Source organism: Planomonospora sp. ID82291 (assembly GCF_015711645.1).
Lineage (GTDB): Bacteria > Actinomycetota > Actinomycetes > Streptosporangiales > Streptosporangiaceae > Planomonospora.
In genome coordinates this window covers 292802-311055 of the sequence record NZ_JABTEX010000004.1, presented here as the reverse complement: position 1 = coordinate 311055, position 18254 = coordinate 292802, and the positions used below count along the sequence as shown (strand labels likewise).

The window sequence follows — 18254 nt, the reverse complement described above, 5'->3', positions numbered from 1 at the left end:
TGCCTCCATGCCCTCTCAGGGTCCCACCGGGCGCGTCCGCGCGGCGGCCGCAGGCAGCCGCCGGAGCAGTCGCCGGGGCGTGCTCCCGCAGTGGGGAGGCCCGGTCGTGCCGGGCGCGCCGGCCGATGCGGGACCACCCGCCGCCCCGGCCCGGGCGGCGGAGCGACCCGCGACCGGGCGGTCCGGGCGGTCCGGGCGGCGATCAAGTGATCAGGCGATCAGGTGATCGGTTCCTGCCAGGTCGCGTTCCAGGTGAGGCGGTCGACCGCGCCGGTGACGGCCAGGCCCTTCTCCTCCTGGAAGGCCCGGCACGCGTCCCGGGACCGCGCGCCGTACAGGCCGTCGACCTCGACGGCCCAGCCGCGCTTGCGCATCTGCTGCTGCCAGGCGCGGACGTCCTCGCCGGCCATGACCGGCGGGTACCTGAGCGTCCGGCCGGGGAACGAGGGGTGCGGCTCGGGCGGGTCGGGGGCGCCGCCGGGCCGGGGGGCGCCGCGCCGCACCCAGGCGTAGAGCGGCTCGCCGGGGCAGGAGGTCGCGTAGCCGTCACGGTGGCCCTTGATCTCCCGGCCCGCGCCGCCGCGCTCCCGGAGGTACTCGACGGCGTCGAGGATGCCGTGCAGGATGTTGTCGGTGGGCTGGACCAGGCCGGAGGAGCCGACCAGGCCGAGCACGGCGTAGTGGGCGTTGTTCAGCCCGGAGCCGTTCGCCGCGGGCAGGCGCTTGGGCCCCCGCCCTTCGAACACCTTCCGATGCGGACAGACCACCAGCGAATAGCCGATGTCCATCCAGCCGTTTCCATCCATGTGGCTGTTCTGGATGGATTTCACCAGGGCCACGCACCGGGTGTGGTCGTTGACGATCCCGGGATCGACCCGGCCGCCCGTGTAGTGGACCTTGACGCCCCTGGTGGAGCTGATCTGCGTGTACGAACCGCGCGGCTGACGAGCACCCCATTCGCGCCGGGTGACGAGGTCGATGGCCACGGAATCTCCAGGGGATCGGTTGTCGGGGGAATGACCGGAGCGTAACGGGTCGTGCGGCGCGATATGGGGCGGTTCACGAATCGGCCCTGATCGGACACCGACCCGGCACGCCTCCGGATGGGGCCCCGACTCCCTTTCCGCGAGGAGCACGCCTAAACGCCCTCTCGGCCCGGCCGCCGCCCGGCCCCCGGGGGCGGCGGGCGGAGAACCGGAGGCGACGGGCGGAGGGTGGAGGTGGGGGGTCAGGCGACCGAGGCGGGGAACCGCTCCCAGACCCGGTGGGCGGCCATCAACCGCTTCACCTCGGTGAAGACCTCAGTGGCGGAGTCGCCCAGGACGACGCCCGGCGCACCGGTGACCCCCGCGTGCGCGAGCGCGGTCGCCCCGCCGCCCCAGGCGCCGATCGCCTTCGCGTGCCGCCAGCACTCGTCGATCAGGAGCGTCACCCGCGGATCCACCGCGGCGGAGTCGCCGGCGCCCGCCTTGGCGTCGCGCGCGGGGACGGCGTCGGGCGCCGGCGACGGCGCGGCGGCCAGCAGCAGCACGTCGAACTCGACCGACCGGGCGGTGGCGAAGGTCCGCTGCACGGGCATGCCCCCCACCACGCCGCCGTGCGGGGCGATCAGCAGGGGCACCATGCCGCCGGCGAACACCGCCGTGCGCAGTTCGTGCACGCCGTCGAGGCCGGAGTCGTCGAGGGCGGAGTCGTCGACGACGATGCCGACGACGCGGCCGTCGGCCGGCCACTCCCCGCCCACCTGGGAGAGCGCGGGGCTGGGTGCCGGCTCGACGAGCGGCCGGGACGGCTCCGGCGCGGGGAGGCCCAGCCCGGCGGCGACCTCCCGGCAGAGCACGGGATCGATGTTCGCCAGGCAGCGGAGCTGGCGCTCCTTGATCGCCTGCTCGTAGCACTTGCCCAGCTCGAAGGTGTAGGCGCGGATGATGTGCTCCTTCTCCACCGGCGACATGCTCAGCCAGAACAGGCGGACCTGGCCGTAGTGGTCGCCGAAGGAGACCGGGTTGGCGCGGACCTTGCGCGCCCGCGCGACCTCGACCGGCACGTCGGTGAACGGGCTCTCGGCTTCTCCGGCGACGGACGGGTTGCCGCCATCGAGGGAGTTCGGCCGGTACGGCGCGACCCCGGCGTGCACGGCGTGCTGGTGGAAGCCGTCCCGGAGCATGTCGTTGACCGCCGCGTGCGGGCAGTTGACCGGGATCTGCGAGAAGTTCGGACCGCCCAGCCGGGTGATCTGCGTGTCGAGGTAGGAGAACAGCCGCGCCTGCAGCAACGGGTCGTTGGTGACGTCGATGCCCGGCGGCAGGTGGCCGGGGTGGAAGGCGACCTGCTCCACCTCGGCGAAGAAGTTCGTGGGCGTCCGGTTGAGCGTCATCCTGCCGACCGGCTGCACCGGCGCGAGCTCCTCCGGAACGATCTTGGTGGGGTCGAGCAGGTCGATGCCCTCGAAGGTCTCGTCCGGGGTGTCGGGGAACACCTGGACGCCGAGCTCCCACTCGGGGAAGGCACCGGCCTCGATCGCGTCGTAGAGGTCGCGGCGGTGGAAGTCGGGGTCGACGCCGCCGAGCAGCTGCGCCTCCTCCCAGGTCAGGGAGTGCACGCCGAGCTTGGGCTTCCAGTGGAACTTGGCCAGCGCCGTCTCCCCGGCCTCGTTGACCAGCCGGAAGGTGTGGACGCCGAAGCCCTCCATCATCCGGTAGGACCGCGGAATCCCGCGGTCGGACATGTTCCACATGGTGTGGTGCTGCGCCTCGGTGTGCAGGGAGACGAAGTCCCAGAACGTGTCGTGCGCGCTCTGCGCCTGGGGGATCTCCCGGTCCGGATGCGGCTTGCCCGCGTGGATGACGTCGGGGAACTTGATGCCGTCCTGGATGAAGAAGACCGGGATGTTGTTGCCGACGAGGTCGAAGGTGCCCTCGTCGGTGTAGAACTTCGTCGCGAAGCCGCGGGTGTCGCGGACCGTGTCGGCCGACCCGCGGGAGCCGAGGACGGTGGAGAACCGCACGAAGACGTCGGTCCTCCTCCCCTTCTTGAGGAAGCCCGCCCTGGTCACCGTCTCGGCGGTGCCGTACGCCTCGAAGACGCCGTGGGCCGCGGCGCCCCGGGCGTGGACGACGCGCTCGGGGATGCGCTCGTGGTCGAAGTGCGTGATCTTCTCACGCAGGTGGTGGTCCTGCAGCAGGGTCGGACCGCGCTCGCCGGCCTTCAGCGAGTGATCGGTGTCGCGCAGCCGCGCCCCCTGCGCGGTGGTGAGGTAGGCGCCCTGCTGGCCCCTGGCCGTGGCGGGCGCGCCGGTCTCCGCCCCGGTCGGCGTGACGGTCGCGGGGGCGCCCTGCTCCTTCTTGGGCGGAAGCGGGTCGTGCGGCGCGGTCGGCTCCTCGACGGTCGCCGGGGCGCTGCCCGGCGCGCCGGGGACCTCCGGCGTCAGGAAGTCGGCCACCTTCTCGGCGGCGTTCTTCACCGCGTCCTTGACCGCCTTGGCGGGCTTGCTGGCATCCATTCGGCGGATTCCTCCATCGAGCGTACGAGCGGACCCGCGCGCCGTACCCGTGGGTAGGGAGGTGAAACCTCCGCCGGTCCCGACGGGCGGCGGCCCTGCGCCCGTACCGGACGCCGACAGACACCCAGGTCAGACGTACGCCCATGGTGACCGGGCACCGCGTGACGCCACCGGTGGGCCCCGGTTGATCGCGGAGGCGGCACAGCGGCACGGCGGCACGGCTCCGGAGGACGCCGGGGGACGCCGGGCGGACGGCCGCCCACCCGGCTGCGACCGCTCCGCCGGGAGAGGGGCGGAGGCGGTCGGTCCTCCCGGCCGCCTCCGCCTGCGGACCACTCCCGTACCGGACCGGTATGGGCTACCTTGCCCGCATGGCCGCAACCCCCCTCACCCCCGACGACCCGGTCCGCCTCGGCCCGTACCGGCTGGCCGGGCGGCTCGGCGAGGGCGGGCAGGGCGTCGTCTACCTGGCGCACACGCCCGGCGGCGGGCCCGTCGCGGTCAAGCTGCTGTTCCGCGGGGACGCCGCGTCGCGGGCCCGGCTGACGCGGGAGCTGTCGGCGCTGGAGAGCGTCGCCCCCTTCTGCACCGCGCGGGTGCTGGACGCCTCCGTGGACGGGCCCCGGCCGTACGTGGTGAGCGAGTTCGTGGACGGCCCCTCCCTGGAGCAGCGGGTGCGGCGGAGCGGGCCGCTGCGCGGCGGCGAGCTGGAGCGCCTGGTGGTCGGTACCGCCACGGCCCTGGCCGCGGTCCACGCCGCGGGGGTGGTGCACCGCGACTTCAAGCCCGCCAACGTGCTGCTCGGCCCGGACGGCCCCCGGGTGGTCGACTTCGGCATCGCCCGCGAGGACGGGGCCGCCACGCACACCTCCGGCCTGATCGGCACCCCCGCCTACCTGTCCCCCGAGCAGATCGCCGGGTCCCCCGCCTCGCCCGCCTCCGACGTGTTCGCCTGGGCCGCGACCATGGTCTACGCGGCGACCGGGACGTCCCCGTTCGGGGCCGACACGGTGCCCGCCGTACTGCACCGGATCCTGAGCCTCCATCCCGACCTGTCGGCCCTGCCCGCCCGGTACGGCGCGCTGATCGCCTCCTGCCTGGACAAGGATCCCGCCGGTCGGCCGACCGCCCGCGCCCTCATGGTCAGCCTGGTGGACCCGGGCGCGGCATCCGGGGCCTCCACCGGCGACCTGGCCCGGCTCGGCAGCGAGCTGGCCTCCCCCGCCGGCGCTCCGGACGCCTCCGGCCCTCCCGGCCCTCCCGGCCCTCTCGGCTCCCCCGGGCGGACCGATCCCGGCCGGTCCGCCCGCACCGCTCTGGCGAAGCGGGCCTCCCGGGGGCGCACGGCCGGCTCGGCCCTGGTCGCCGCCTCCGTACTGGTCGCCACCGGGGTCGCCGCCTGGCTCGTCCTCGGCGGCCGTCCCGGCGACGCCGGCCGGAGCGCCCCGCCCACGCCGGTCTCCACCGGCTCCTCCCCGTCCGGGTCCGCCGCCTCCGGACCGCCGGGGAAGAGCCCGGGTCCGGCCGGGACCGGGCGCACGGACGACCCGCGGCCCTCCGGCCCCGTGATCCCTGCCTCCTTCGCCGGGAGGTGGGCCGGTGACGGCATCACCTCGACCAACCCGCTCTCCCCGGGCGGGACGAGGATCGAGGTCGAGCTGACGGCCGGCGACGACGACGCGGCATGGGCCGAGCCGGAGCACGACTGCAAGGGCCGGATCACGCTGAAGACCGCCGAGGAGGACACGCTCACGTTCGAACTGGGCCAGGGCACCGGCTGCGTCGCCGGGACCGTCTGGCTCACCCGGAAGGGCCGGTCGCTCACCTACACCTGGAAGGACGTCCCCGGTCTCGGCATCGTCACCCAGACCGGCGACCTCACCAAAGTCTCCTGAACGGAGGTCCGCGCGGGCGGCGGTCCGCGCGGGGCCCGCACGCGAAGCCGTACGGCCCGGCGCGGGGCGGGCCGTACGCGAGGCGAGCCGGTGCGCGAGGCGAGCCGGTGCGCGAGGCGGGCCGGTGCGCGGGGCGGGCCGTACGCGGCGGCACACGGCCGTACCCGGGGACGGTAGGGGGCCCCGTACGCGGCCGGCGGAAACCGGAAAACCCGTCGACCTGCGCGGCCGCAGACGGGATCATTACCGGCATGTCCGTGTTGAAGGAGGTCCGTTTCGCCCCGGAGCAGCCGCAGGCGGAGCTGCCCATGAACATCTGGCTCGACGACGGCGACACCGCGGTGGACGTCATCGACGCGCTCGCGCTCTCCCCGTTCGCCACCGGGACGCAGCCGTGGGCCCGCACCGCGACCCTGGAGCGCGTGCGTTCCGACGCGCCGCTCATGCCCGCCGGCGGGACCCTCGTCCGCGCCGCCGGGGAGGAGGACGGCCGGGACTCGCGGCTGGTGACCGGCGAGGGCTGGACGCTGCGGGTGATCCGCTACAAGAGCCGTTCGGCGACGGTCAGCGTGACCGCGGTCAGCGAGGAGCTCGCCCGTTCGGTGATCGAGGAGACCGTCAGGGGCGCCACCGAGCCCGCCCCCGAGGACGACCACGTCCAGATGGGCTTCTGGTGGCAGGGCGAGCACGGCAGCCGCCGCTCCGGCAAGCCGATCACCACCTCGCCGTGGGCGGAGGTGAGCGGCAACTACGCGCGGTCGCTGCACGAGCCGATCTCCCGCCTGATGTCCCTCACCCCCGGTGACGTGCACGGCCGTCTGCTCCTGCTGCACGGCCCGCCGGGCACCGGCAAGACCACCCTGCTGCGCACGCTCGCCCACGAGTGGCGCTCCTGGTGCCAGGTGGACTGCGTGCTCGACCCGGAGCGGCTGTTCGGCTCGCCCGGCTACCTGATGGAGGTCGCGGTCGGCTCCGACTCCGCGCAGGACGGCGAGAAGTGGCGCCTGCTGGTCCTGGAGGACTGCGACGAGCTGATCAGGAACGGCGCCAAGGAGGCCACCGGGCAGGGCCTGTCCCGGCTGCTCAACCTCACCGACGGTCTCCTCGGCCAGGGCCGCGACGTGCTGGTGGCCATCACCACCAACGAGGACCTGGCCCGGCTCCATCCGGCCGTGGTCCGTCCGGGCCGCTGCCTGGCCCAGCTGGAGGTGGGCGCGCTGCCGCACGACGAGGCGGCGGCCTGGCTCGGCACCGCCGAGGACGTCTCCCTCGAGGGAGCCACCCTCGCCGAGCTGTTCGCCCTGCGGGACGGCTTCGCGCAGCGGACCGCCGCCGCCCCGGCCGCCGGCACCGGCCTCTACCTCTGAGATGTCGCGGGCGCCGCCGCCGCATCCCGTTCCGGCATGGGCGCGGGCACCGCCTCTTCGGCAGCGGTGAAGACCGTGTCGCCGTGTCAAGGTCGAGCGAGGTCGCGCCGCGAGATCACCCGGCATCCTCCGGGGCGCGCTTCCGCCGTACGTTCGGAAGACTCCGGCGGGGTACGCGGCTAGGGTCGGCACGGGGATCAGGATTCCGTCCCGTATCACGGGTGTTCTTCATGGTGCGAGGGGCTTCATGGCGAAGGTATACGTCTCGTCCACGTTTCAGGACCTGGCTGAATGCCGTGAACGCGTCCGCGTGACGCTTCGGCAGATGGGCCACACCGACGTCGCCATGGAGTACTACGTCGCCGAGAACGTGCGGCCACTGGACCGCTGCCTGGCCGACGTGGCCGCCTGCGACCTTTACATCTGCATCGTGGCCCTCCGGTACGGCTTCGTCCCGGAGGGCCGTGACCGCTCCATCACGGAGCTGGAGTTCCTCAGGGCGCAGGAGCTCGGCAAGCCGATCCTGGCCTTCGTCCTGAAGGAGGGGGCCACCTGGGACACGGGCCAGATCGAGTTCTCCGCCCACTCCCGGGTCCAGAGTCTGCGGGAGAGGCTGCGCGCGGACTTCCTCACGGCCGAGTTCACCGACGCCAACGATCTCAGTGCCGAGCTGGCCGCCGCGGTGCACCGCTGGGGGCGGGAGCAGGAGGAGGCACGCCCCGGCCATCTGGCCAACTGGGGCGCCTACCGCGTCGCGGTCACGGACCGGCACCGGCTGGTACGCCTCCAGGTCATCATGGGCGCCCGGCAGGACCGGGCGATCGAGATCCCGTTGAACGACGTGTTCGTCTCGCAGCCCTGCCGCAGCGGGCGGCCCGACTACGACCTCTTCCAGGATGACGGCACCGACCCCGACTCCGGAGACCTCGCGGGCGGACCGCCGCTGGCGCCAGCGGCGGACGGGTCCGCCGCGGCCGTGCTCGGCCGGGAGGACCGCCAGGTCGTCCTCGGAGGTCCCGGCAGCGGGAAGAGCACCCTGCTGCTGAGCAGGATGCTGCGGCTCTGCGAGGATCCGGAGGCGCCGGTCCCGATCCTGGTGGAGCTGCGGCAGTACGCGCTGGATCCCTCGCGGAACCTCCTCGACTACATGGCCGACACCCTGAAGCGCGACCACCTGATGGACCTCGACGCGGCCGGGCTGAAGGACCTGCTCGCCCATGGGGAGTCCGCCGTCCTCTTCGACGGCCTGGACGAAGTGCTCGGCCCGAACGATCGCGCGCGGATCACCGGTGAGGTGAGGGCGTTCGCCGAGGCCTTCCCGCAGGCGGCCGTGGTCGTGACGTCACGACTGGCGGGCTACGACGGCACCGAACTGGACCAGGCGGGTTTCACCCACTACACGCTGCTCGACTTCGGCATGCCGGAGATCAAGTCCTTCGTGCCGAAGTGGTACGAGTTCTACACCCTGCAGGGCGACGAGCGGGACGCCCACAGCCTGGTCCACCGCATCTCCGAGAGCGCCCGGCTGCGCGAGCTCGCCGGCAACCCGCTCCTGCTGACCATGATGGCCGTCATCTACAAGCACTCCGACCTGCCCGAGCGCCGCTGGCAGTTGTACGGCAAGTGCACCGAGGTGCTGCTGGAGGACTGGGACGTCAAACGGAAGAAGATCGGCCGCGAGGAACTACTGAGCTTCGTCATGACCGCCGAGCAGAAGGCGCACCTCCTGCAGCGCGTCGCCATCGCCATGCTCCACGGGGCCCGGCCGGGCCGCGAGCTCAACGCGATCGCCCGCGGGTCCCTCATCGAGATCGTCTCCGGCTACCTACAGGAGGCCTACCGCCGCTCCCCCGGCGAGGCCCGCGGCATCGCCGAGGAGATCATCGACCACCTGCGGGAGCGCACCTACGTGCTGGCCGAGATCGGGGAGAACGTCTTCGGCTTCGTCCACCGCACCTTCATGGAGTTCTTCGCCGCGGGCCACGTACTCGCCGAATTCAACGCGCGCGAGTCCGACTTCGGCTGGCTCACCGAGGAGGTCTTCGGCGCCCACTGGTCCTCGGACGACTGGCGCGAGGTCCTGCTGCTGCTCGCCGCGATGCTCAAGGGCCAGGGCTCCCCGATCCGCAAGGTGATCGAGCACGTCGAGCATCTGACGCCGCGTCCGTCGTCCGTGACCCCGGGATTCCACCAGGACGCCGTCGCCTTCGCCGCCCGGCTCCTGGGCGAGGCGGGGGCCGAGCCGTGGGCGCAGGGCCTGGTCGACAAAGTGGTCGGGTTCGTCCATGTGCTCGCACCGCAGGGACGCACCCCGACACGGGACGCGTCGATCACCGGGTTCCTGTCCGCGCTCTTCCTGATCGGGGACGCGGTCCCGCCCTCCTCCCGGGTCCTGGGCCTCGCCGCGGAACTCTCCCACCACCGCGAGTTCCGCGTCCGGCTGATCGCCTTCCAACTAGAGGTCGCGCTGCGCGGACGGGGCGACCGGCTGGCGTTCGCGCTCGCGTCGCTGCGCGGCGACGAGGCGGCGAGCCGGGGGGCGATAGCCGTGCTGGAGCGCGAGTGGCCGGGCAACGAACACGTCGGATTCACCCTGCTCGCGCTCTTCGACTCCGAGCGGCACACCCGGATCCGCGCGGACGCCCTCCGGGCACTGGTCCGGAGCTGGTCGCTGGATGACGCGCTGCTGCACGCCCTGACGGCACGGGTGGGCCGGGAGCGCCAGAACATCGCGGAGATCGCCGTCCCCTACCTCTGCGACCGCTGGGCCGGTGACCGGCACGCCCTCTGCCTGGCGATCCGGTTCGCCGCGTCGAAGGTGTTCCCGGGATCACGCAATCTGGACCTGGATTATTTCCGCATCGCTGTCTTCCTGATAACCAGATCATGGAACGACCCGGTCCAATTGGGTCTCGCGGCCGAAAGGATCGACGGCGCCCTCGATCCATCGGGCCGCCTGCTGGCACACGCGATAATGGCCGGGGTGAGGGGGATATGGCAGTCCCCCACAGCGGCGGCGGACCGGCTGTTCGAAGAAGCAGTCCGGTTGCTGCCCGCTCAGGCCTCGCTCCGCCTCACCATGAACTCCCTGATCGTAAACTCCCTGGACGACGGCCCGCATAGTTCCCCGCACGACAATCCATACGGATGGTTGATGAGCCTGGCGACCCGGACCCAGGATCTGGAGACCTACACGGCGTGCTGTGACGTCCTGGCCGACTTCCCTCCCTGGCATGCCCACGAGGTGAAACAGGTGATTCTCCGAAGAATCAATGACGATTTGGGCGGACCGGACCCTGCGGTGATCGCCAGAGCACTGCTGAAGACCGGGACCACTCCTGACGAGCTGGTTCCTTTCCTTGAGTCCGGCCATCCCGGATATCGAATCGCCTGGCTGTACGTCCAGGCGTTCCGCTATTTCCCGGAGGATCAGATCAAATCCGATGCGGTATCAATTCATTTTCCGCAAGAGGGGGTCGTCCGACTGATATCCGAAAGAATCCGCTTGCCGCGACCGGACGAGGAGACGGTACGGCTCGCGACCGAGGACCCGGACTGGAGAGTACGCGCGTGCGCCCTCTCCCTCCTCGCCGCCTCCGGAGTGCACCCGGACGAGCTGACCCGCCTCGTGGCCGCCGCCGTCGACCTGCAGGGCGCTCCATACGAACCGGTCTGGGCGAACTACGTCCTGCGTCGTTTCGGGAGCCGACACGCGGTGGAGAGCTGATCTCCGATAAAGCAGGGAACCGTCCGCCCCGCAGGAGACGGAGCGCCGCAGCCGAGAACCCGTCGGGGTCTTCATCTGTGGCCGGGACCGTCCCACGGAGGTCGGCGCTCACCTGACGCCGGCCAGGTGCGGCCGGGGCAGCGCGGCCGGCTCCGGCTGGAGCTCGAACCAGACCCGGGTGGAGCCGGCCCGGCGGACCAGGCCCCACCGGTGGGCCAGCGCCTCCAGCAGCGGCAGGCCCCGGCCGCCGGTCGCCTCGGCGGAGGCGTGGCAGACGCAGGGCGCCGAGGAGGAGCCCTCGTCCTGGACGCTCACCCGCACCCCGCGGGCCGAGCAGGAGATCCCGAGGACGAACGCCCCGCCCCGGCCCGATCGGGAGTGCACCACCGCGTTGGTGACGATCTCGCTGGTCAGCAGCACGCAGTCGTCGTGCAGCGGGTGGTCCCGGCCCAGCGTCGCGGAGACCAGGCGGCGGGCCCGCATCACCTGCTCGGGGGAGCCCGCCAGGCGGAGGACCCATTCGCCGCCGGTCCCTCCGCCCGGCGCCCCGCCGAACCCGCCGCCGAGCTCCTCGTCGTGCTCCTCTTCGTACTCCGACAGGTCCATGCAGCCCTCCCGATGCTGTCCGCGACTCTGGGAAGACGCGGGATTCGGAAGGTGCGATGTCCCGGAAAAGTACGAATGGGATGGCTTACCGGATAGTCAGCCCGGACTTGCTCCGCGGGGCTTCTCCTGCGTGCCCGCATCCGCCGCCCCAGGCGCCCGCCTCCGTCACACCCGGTGCCAGCGCGCCTCGAAGAAGCAGTAGACCGCGAACAGGAGCAGACCGACCGCGACGAGTCCCAGCAGCCACGGGCCCGCGGGGGTCTCGGCCAGCGAGCGGAGCGTCGAGTCGATCCCCTTCGCCCTGTCGGGGTCGTAGGTCACCGCCGCCTGGACGACGAAGACCCCGGCCACCGCGGCGATCACGCCCCGGGCGAGGTAGCCGGCCGTGCCGAGCTTCTCGGCCAGGTCCCTGGCCCTGGCCGGCATCTCGCCGGTCCGCAGGTCCTGCAGGAACCTCTTCTTCCAGCCCTTGTGGACCCAGTAGGCGCCCAGCGCGATCAGGCCCAGCCCGACCAGGCCGACGAGGAACCGCCCGCCGGGCCACTCCATCACCGTCGCGGTGAGGTCCTGGGAGTGCTGGTCGGTGGAGCCGCCCGAGTCGCCGCGCAGCAGCAGGCTCAGCAGGGTGGCCACGATCAGCGCGTAGACCGCCGTGCGCCCGGCCGACTCGGCCCGGTCCTTGGTCCGGCCCCGGCCGATCACCGCCTCCGAGAGCTGCCAGAGCGTCAGTGCGGTGAAGCCCACCACCATCAGCCAGAGCAGCACGTTCCCGAAGGGCTGCTCCTGGACCATCTCGATCGCCCCGGTCTTGTCGGCCTCCTTTCCGCCGCTGCCGCCGCCGAAGGCGATCTGCAGCGCCAGGAACCCGATCAAACCGTAGAGGACACCGCGGCAGGCCATGCCGAGCCTGGCCAGCCTGTCCAGTGTCCGACTGTTCGCCGCTCTGCGCGCGGCGCCTTCCACCTGTGCGCTGTTCATAACACTGCGCTCTTACCTCACAAAGAGGGAGCAAACCTTCCCACGACCAGGTGTGGAGGGAATCGCCCGGGGGCAGCCCCCGCGTCCGGGGCGGAGGGCCGCGACGGGATGCCCCCGCGGCGGAGGGCGGTTTCGAGCGGGTCGGTCCCCGCCACGGGGAACGGACTCCGGCGGGGGAACGGACTCCGGCGGGACGGTTGCGGCGGGGCCTCAGCCCGGCAGCGCGTCCAGGCGCCGCAGGATGACCCCCTCGCGCAGCGCCCAGGGGCACACCTCCAGCTCCGCCACGCCGAACAGGTCCATCGTGGCGTCCGCGACGATCGCCCCCGCCGGGAGCTGCCGCACCCGCCCGGCCGACACCCCGGGCAGCCCCATCCGCTCCCGCGCGTCCATCGCGGCGAGCCGGCCGGTCCACCCGGTCAGGTCCGCGTGCCGGAGCGACCTGCGGAGGTTGTCCCCGTCGGCCGAGGGCGCGGCCCCGGCGATCCGCGCCAGCTGCTTGAACGTCTTGGACGTCGCCACGGCGTGGTCGGCCTGGCCGTACCGGGCGACGTCGCCCACCGAGCGGGCGATCTCCGTCCGCACGTACCGGCGCAGCGCCCGCACCTCCTCGGCGGGCGGCGGGTCGGCGGTGAACCAGTCGCGGGTCAGCCGGCCCGCGCCCAGCGGCAGTGAGACCGCCACGTCCGGCTGCTCGTCGATCCCCGAGGCGATCTCCAGCGATCCCCCGCCGATGTCCAGCACCAGCAGCCGCCCGGAGGACCAGCCGAACCACCGGCGCACGGCCAGGAACGTCAGCCGGGCCTCCTCCTGCCCCGAGAGCACCTGGATGTCGACCTGGGTGGCGGCCTTGATCCGCTCCAGCACGCCGTCGCCGTTGACCGCCTCCCTGACCGCCGAGGTGGCGAACGCCATGAGGTCCTCGACGCCCTTGTCCTCGGCGATCCGCAGGGCCTCCTCGACGAACGCGTGCAGCCGCGCCGCCCCGGTCTCGGAGAGCCGGTCGCCGTCCTCGGTGCGCTCGACGTGCTCGGAGAGCCTCAGCTCCACCTTGTGGGAGTAGGCGGGCAGCGGCCGGGCCCCCCGGTGGGCGTCCATCACCAGCAGGTGGACCGTGTTGGAACCGACATCGAGAACGCCCAATCGCATGCGTTGAAATTACTACTATTTGGGACTCGTCCCGTCCGGGATCCGGCGGTGCACGCTCACCGCGTACCCTCCGCCGTCGTAGGGGTCGCCGTCCCACGTCGCCGCACGCCGCTCCAGAGCCAGACCCGCCACCCCGCACCAGGCGTCGTACTCCGCCAGCCCGACGGTGGCCGAGGCCGGCGGGAGGTGCGCGGCGTCCAGCCCGAACCCGGCCACCAGCAGGCCGTCCGGCCGCAGCAGGGCGGCGAGCCCCCGTACGGCCCGCGCCTCGCTCCCCGGCGCCAGCAGCGGGATCACGTTCCCGGCGGCGACCACCAGGTCGAAGGGCCGCCCCGCGCCGGAGGCGTCCAGGCCGGGCGCCTCCGGACCGAGCGCGCTCAGGTCCCCCGTCACCCAGGTCAGCTCGGGCGCCCGGCTCCGCGCCACCGCGAGCATGGACTCGTCCAGGTCGACGCCCGTGCACTCGTAGCCCAGCTCCGCCAGCCGGATCGCCACCCGTCCGGTGCCGCACCCGGCGTCCAGCACCCGCGATCCGGGCGGCGCGAGCGCCGCGCAGAACCGCGCCTCCCCGTGCACGTCCGCCCCGGAGGCCGCGAGCTCGGCGAACCGCGCCGCGTACCGCTCCCCCGCGTCCTCGCCCGCGATCTCCGTCCAGCGGCTTCTCAGCTCTTCCATCCGCCCAGGATCCCACCCGTCCCGCGCCCTCCGGCGGGTCAGACCCGGCGGATGTCGTCCAGGTTCCGCTCGACCCAGCCGCGCAGCGCGGCCAGCGGTTCGGCGACGCCGGAGCCCAGGCCGGTCAGCGCGTACTCCACGTGCAGCGGGACGGCCGGGTAGACCGTGCGGTCCACGAACCCGGACTCCTCCAGGCGGCGCAGGGTCTGGGTGAGGACCTTGGGGCTGACCCCCTCCAGGCGGCGCTGCAGCTCGCCGAAACGCTGCGGCCCATCCTCCAGCGCGCCGATCACCAGCGCGGTCCACTTGCTGGCCAGCAGGTCGAGCACGCCGCGGCAGGGGCACTGGGCGGCGTAGACGTCGTGCTTGTCGTGACGGCCCGTCGTGCACCTCATGGACATGACCGGCTCCCTTCCCGCCTAGATGCTTCCCAAAGGGAAGTAATAGCCCTTGATGGTTACTGGGGTCATCAGGATAGCTTCACCGACGTCGCCAGTCCCCATCGGCAAGGAGAAAAGACCATGGCGCTCATGCGCGCTGTCACCCAGGACGCCTTCGGCGGACCCGAGGTCCTGCGCACCGCGGACCTGCCGCGGCCCGAACCGCTGCCCACCGAGGTCCTGGTCCGCGTCGTGTCGGCGGGGATCAACCCCGTCGACGTCAAGACCCGCGAGGGCGGGGGCATGGCCGGAGTCCTGGGCGGGCCCCCCTTCGTCCTCGGCTGGGACGTCTCCGGGGTCGTGGAGGAGGTGGGGTTCGGGGTGCACACCCTGCGGCCCGGGGACGAGGTGTACGGCATGCCGTGGTTCCCCCGCCGGGCCGGCGCCTACGCCGAGTACGTGACCGCCCCCTCCCGGCAGTTCGCCCTCAAGCCCCGCTCGGTGAGCCACGACGAGGCCGCCGCCGTGCCGCTGGCCGCGCTGACGGCGTGGCAGGCCCTGGTGGACGCGGCCGGGATCCGGCCCGGCCAGCGCGTGCTCGTGCACGCGGCGGCGGGCGGCGTCGGGCACTTCGCGGTCCAGTTCGCCAAGCACCTCGGCGCGCACGTCATCGGCACCGCCCGCGCCGGCAAGCACGAGTGGCTGCGCGGGCTCGGCGCCGACGAGCTCGTCGACTACACCTCGGTCCGGTTCGAGGAGGCCGTCGAGGACGTCGACGTGGTCGTCGACCTGGTCGGCGACGAGCACGAGGCCACCGGCACGCGCTCCCTGGACGTGCTCGCCCCGGGCGGCCTGCTCGTCGCGGTGCCCTCCGGCGTCTCCCCCGACCTGGCCCGGCGCGCGCAGGAGCGCGGCCTGCGGGTGAGCGCGTTCCTCGTCGAGCCGGACGGCCGCGCGCTGGCCCGGATCGCGGAGCTGGTCGACGACGGCCGGGTCCGGATCGGGGTCGAGGAGGTCTTCCCCCTGGAACGGGCGGGCGAGGCGCACAAGCGCCTCGCCGAGGGCCGGACCCGGGGCAAGCTGGTGCTGCGCGTCGGCTGACGGCCGCCGCGGAGAGGACGGCCCAGCGGAGAGGACGGCCCTCAGGACGGGCGCGGGAAGGACGGGCGCGGGAAGGACGGGGCGTCGCGGGGCGGGACGGCCGAGCCTTCCCGGCCGCGGGCAACCGCACCGCACCTTTCCCGCTCTCCTCCTGCTACGTCGTGCGGGCCCAATGGAGGAAGGCGGCCGGTTTCCGGCCGCGCCGGCCCGGCGGCCGAGCGCCGCAACCGGGCCCGGACCGTCCCGCCCGCGACGAACGGACTCCCTTCCTCCATGATCTCCCTCGCCCGGTTCAGCACCCGTACCCGTGTCGTGGCCGCCGCCCTGGGCGCGAGCCTGACCGGCGGAGTGGCCTTGGCCGTGGGCGCCCTGGCGACCGGCCCGGCCCCCTCCGCCACAGGCACGAAGCCGTCCGGCGTGACCGCGCAGGAGCTGCTGAGGATCGCCGAGAGCCAGATCGGCGTGGAGGAGAACGCCGAGGGCGGCGGGACCAAGTTCCACAGCTGGTACATGGAGTCCCGGCGCGCGCGGGAGACCGTCGAGCGCGACGGCGGCAGCGTCCGGGCCTACGCCGACGCCCCCTGGTGCGCGATGTTCGTCTCCTGGGTCGGCGAGCGGGCCGGCCTCCGGCCCACCGTCGGCTGGGACGCCTACACCGTCACCTACGCCCAGTGGTTCAAGGCCAACGGCAGGTGGGGCGGGAAGGCCGCCCCGGGCGCGGTCGTCTTCTTCGACTGGAAGAGGGGCGACAGCCTGTCCGGCATCGACCACGTCGGCCTGGTCGAGAAGGACAACGGCGACGGCACCGTCACCACGATCGAGGGCAACACCGGCAACGGCAAGGTCGAGCGGCGCGTCCGACCCAAGGCCGAGGTCGTCGGCTACGGCTACCCGCAGTACGCGGTCTGACCCCGCGGAACGCGGGAAGGACGGCGCTCCGGCGGGACGGCGAAACCAGGGAATGTCACATATAACCACACCGACAGGGCCGGAAGATCCAAACTGTTGGTGATGAAGAGAGCCTCCCGCATCCGGTCCCCCCTCCCCGGCGGGAACCACCCGCGGCCTCCCGGACGTCCCCCTCGGGAGGCCTCGTGAAGAATCCCCTGTCCGCGCTGCGCACCCCCTCCGCCGTCATCCGCCTGCTGTTCGCGCTCCTCACGGGCGGCGTCCTTGTCCTGGGCTATCTCGGCATGCGGGCCCACCTGTCGTCGCACACCGAGTTCACCCGGTCCCCGTGGGACCTCCTCTACTACACCCTCCAGCTCTTCGTCCTTGATCCGACGCCGATCGACGGGACGAGCGCGATCCCCCCGATGCTGCAGTTCGCCCGCTTCGCGGCGCCCGTGGTGACGATCTACGCGCTCGTCGAGACCACCCGCCTGCTGCTCTCCGCCGAGATCCAGCGGATCAGGGCCCGCCGGTCCAGACGGCACGCCGTCGTCTGCGGGGACGGTCCCGCGGCGCACGCGCTGACCGCACGGCTCCACGGAGCCGGGCATCGCGTCGTCGCCGTCACCGGCGCGCCTCCCCCCGCGCCGGGCCGCGGCCGGATCCTCACCGTGACGGGCGACGCCCGCGATCCCGAGGTGCTCCGGGCGGCGGGCGCCCATCGCGCGGACGTCGTGTACGCCTGCGAGACGGACGGCTCCGCCAACACGGGGATCGTCCTGGCCGCCCAAGGCCTCGAGAGATCCGCGTCCGAACCGCTCCGGGCCTACGCCCTCATCCCCGACCTGGACCTGTGCACCGCGCTGCGCGCCCGCCGGCTCGGCATGCCGGACCCTCCCGGGCTCCGGCTCGACTTCTTCAACCTCGACCAGCTCGCCGCGCGTGTGCTCCTCGACCGCCATCCGCTCCGCACGTCCTCGCCGGTCGTGCTGGTCGGCCTCGACGACTTCGGCCGCGCGCTCGTCATCGAACTGGCGCGGCACTGGCGGCTGCGCGTCCCGCACGAGCAGCGGCCCCTGCCCGTAACCGTCGTCGACCCCCGCGCCGACAGCGTGCTGCCCGCGCTGCTCCGCCGGTACGCGTTCGTCGGCGCGCATCTGGAGCTGCGCGGGGCGGGTCTCGAGGAACTGGAGCGGATCCCCGCCGAGCCGCCCCAGCGGGTGTACGTCTGCCACCACGACGAGAACCTGGCCCTGCGGACGGCGCTGACCAGCGTGCGGCTGTGGACCCGGGAGCCGGGGTCGCTGGTGGTCCGGGTGGAGCAGGGCGTGTTCGACGACGCCTTCCGCGGTCCCGGCCTGCTGGACGACCTCGGAGGCGCCCTGCACGTGTTCGCCGTCACGGACGAGGCGGTCGATCCCCAGCTGATCGCCGAGGACCTCGTCGAGCAACTGGCCAGGGCGGTGCACGAGGACTACGCCTACGAGCGCCTGAAGAAAGGCGACACCCCGGACATCAACGCCTCGCTGGCCCCCTGGGAAGAACTGCCGGCGTCGCTCAGGAACGCCAACCTCACCCAGGCCGCGGACATCGGCCGCAAACTCCGGAGCATCGGCTGCCTCCTCGCCCCGCGGATCGGCCCGGACTCCGCCTTCTCGTTCCGGGAGGAGGAGATCGACCGGCTCGCCGTGATGGAGCACGAGCGCTGGATGCGCGAGCGCCGTGAGGACGGCTGGACACACGGTCCCGCCCGTGACGACGCCGGCAGGCGCCACCCCGATCTGCAGGACTGGAGCCGGCTGCCGGAGTCCTCCCGGGAGAAGGACCGCGCCACCGTCCGCAACCTGCCCGCCGTCCTCGCCACAGCGGGCTTCCAGATCGTTCGCGTGAGCGGTGACCACGCAAGGGGGACCGCTCCGCCTGGACGGGAGAGGCGGTGCGGGGGACACTCGGGGTGACCGGAAGCACCTCACAGGAAACGTC

The 18254-nt window shown here is 73.0% G+C and carries 13 protein-coding genes; 6 read left to right on the top strand and 7 right to left on the bottom strand.

Annotated elements, in window-relative coordinates; all coding sequences use genetic code 11:
• Positions 1–218 precede the first annotated feature (218 nt).
• Positions 219–986: an N-acetylmuramoyl-L-alanine amidase gene (locus HS045_RS36275; protein ID WP_196454082.1), complete on the bottom strand. Its 768-nt coding sequence runs from the start codon at positions 984–986 to the stop codon at positions 219–221.
• A 242-nt stretch (positions 987–1228) separates the two neighbouring features.
• On the bottom strand, positions 1229–3502 hold the full coding sequence (locus HS045_RS25895; RefSeq protein WP_196454081.1) for a catalase: 2274 nt from the start codon (positions 3500–3502) through the stop codon (positions 1229–1231).
• A gap of 371 nt (positions 3503–3873) precedes the next feature.
• On the opposite strand from HS045_RS25895, the gene HS045_RS25890 reads away from it, so the two are divergent.
• The 3 genes from HS045_RS25890 (at position 3874) to HS045_RS25880 (ending at position 10491) form a co-directional block, all read left to right on the top strand.
• Positions 3874–5397: a serine/threonine-protein kinase gene (locus tag HS045_RS25890; RefSeq protein ID WP_196454080.1), complete on the top strand. Its 1524-nt coding sequence runs from the start codon at positions 3874–3876 to the stop codon at positions 5395–5397.
• A 251-nt stretch (positions 5398–5648) separates the two neighbouring features.
• Positions 5649–6764, top strand: a complete 1116-nt coding sequence (locus HS045_RS25885; RefSeq protein WP_230884821.1) for a DUF5925 domain-containing protein — start codon at positions 5649–5651, stop codon at positions 6762–6764.
• 247 nt (positions 6765–7011) lie between these two features.
• A complete protein-coding gene (locus HS045_RS25880; protein ID WP_196454079.1) occupies positions 7012–10491 on the top strand; it encodes a DUF4062 domain-containing protein in 3480 nt (1159 codons plus the stop codon).
• Positions 10492–10599: 108 nt separating this feature from the next.
• Here the strand turns inward: HS045_RS25880 and HS045_RS25875 are convergent, their stop codons facing one another.
• The 5 genes from HS045_RS25875 to HS045_RS25855 form a co-directional block, all read right to left on the bottom strand.
• A complete protein-coding gene (locus HS045_RS25875) occupies positions 10600–11097 on the bottom strand; it encodes an ATP-binding protein (protein WP_196454078.1) in 498 nt (165 codons plus the stop codon).
• Positions 11098–11262: 165 nt separating this feature from the next.
• Entirely contained in the window at positions 11263–12075 is an 813-nt protein-coding gene (locus HS045_RS25870) for a DUF1206 domain-containing protein (RefSeq protein ID WP_196454077.1), read from the bottom strand.
• A 210-nt stretch (positions 12076–12285) separates the two neighbouring features.
• Complete coding sequence (locus HS045_RS25865; RefSeq protein ID WP_196454076.1) at positions 12286–13224, bottom strand: Ppx/GppA phosphatase family protein; 939 nt, start codon at positions 13222–13224, stop codon at positions 12286–12288.
• Positions 13225–13239: 15 nt separating this feature from the next.
• On the bottom strand, positions 13240–13899 hold the full coding sequence (locus HS045_RS25860; RefSeq protein WP_196454075.1) for a bifunctional 2-polyprenyl-6-hydroxyphenol methylase/3-demethylubiquinol 3-O-methyltransferase UbiG: 660 nt from the start codon (positions 13897–13899) through the stop codon (positions 13240–13242).
• A 38-nt stretch (positions 13900–13937) separates the two neighbouring features.
• Complete coding sequence (locus tag HS045_RS25855) at positions 13938–14300, bottom strand: helix-turn-helix domain-containing protein (protein WP_196454074.1); 363 nt, start codon at positions 14298–14300, stop codon at positions 13938–13940.
• Between the two features lie 129 nt (positions 14301–14429).
• On the opposite strand from HS045_RS25855, the gene HS045_RS25850 reads away from it, so the two are divergent.
• From HS045_RS25850 to HS045_RS25840, 3 genes are all read left to right on the top strand, one after another.
• Entirely contained in the window at positions 14430–15380 is a 951-nt protein-coding gene (locus HS045_RS25850; RefSeq protein ID WP_196454073.1) for an NADP-dependent oxidoreductase, read from the top strand.
• A gap of 273 nt (positions 15381–15653) precedes the next feature.
• Positions 15654–16289, top strand: coding sequence for a CHAP domain-containing protein (locus tag HS045_RS25845; protein WP_196454072.1), 636 nt, complete (start codon positions 15654–15656; stop codon positions 16287–16289).
• Between the two features lie 185 nt (positions 16290–16474).
• On the top strand, positions 16475–18229 hold the full coding sequence (locus HS045_RS25840) for a RyR domain-containing protein (protein WP_196454071.1): 1755 nt from the start codon (positions 16475–16477) through the stop codon (positions 18227–18229).
• Positions 18230–18254: the final 25 nt, after the last annotated feature.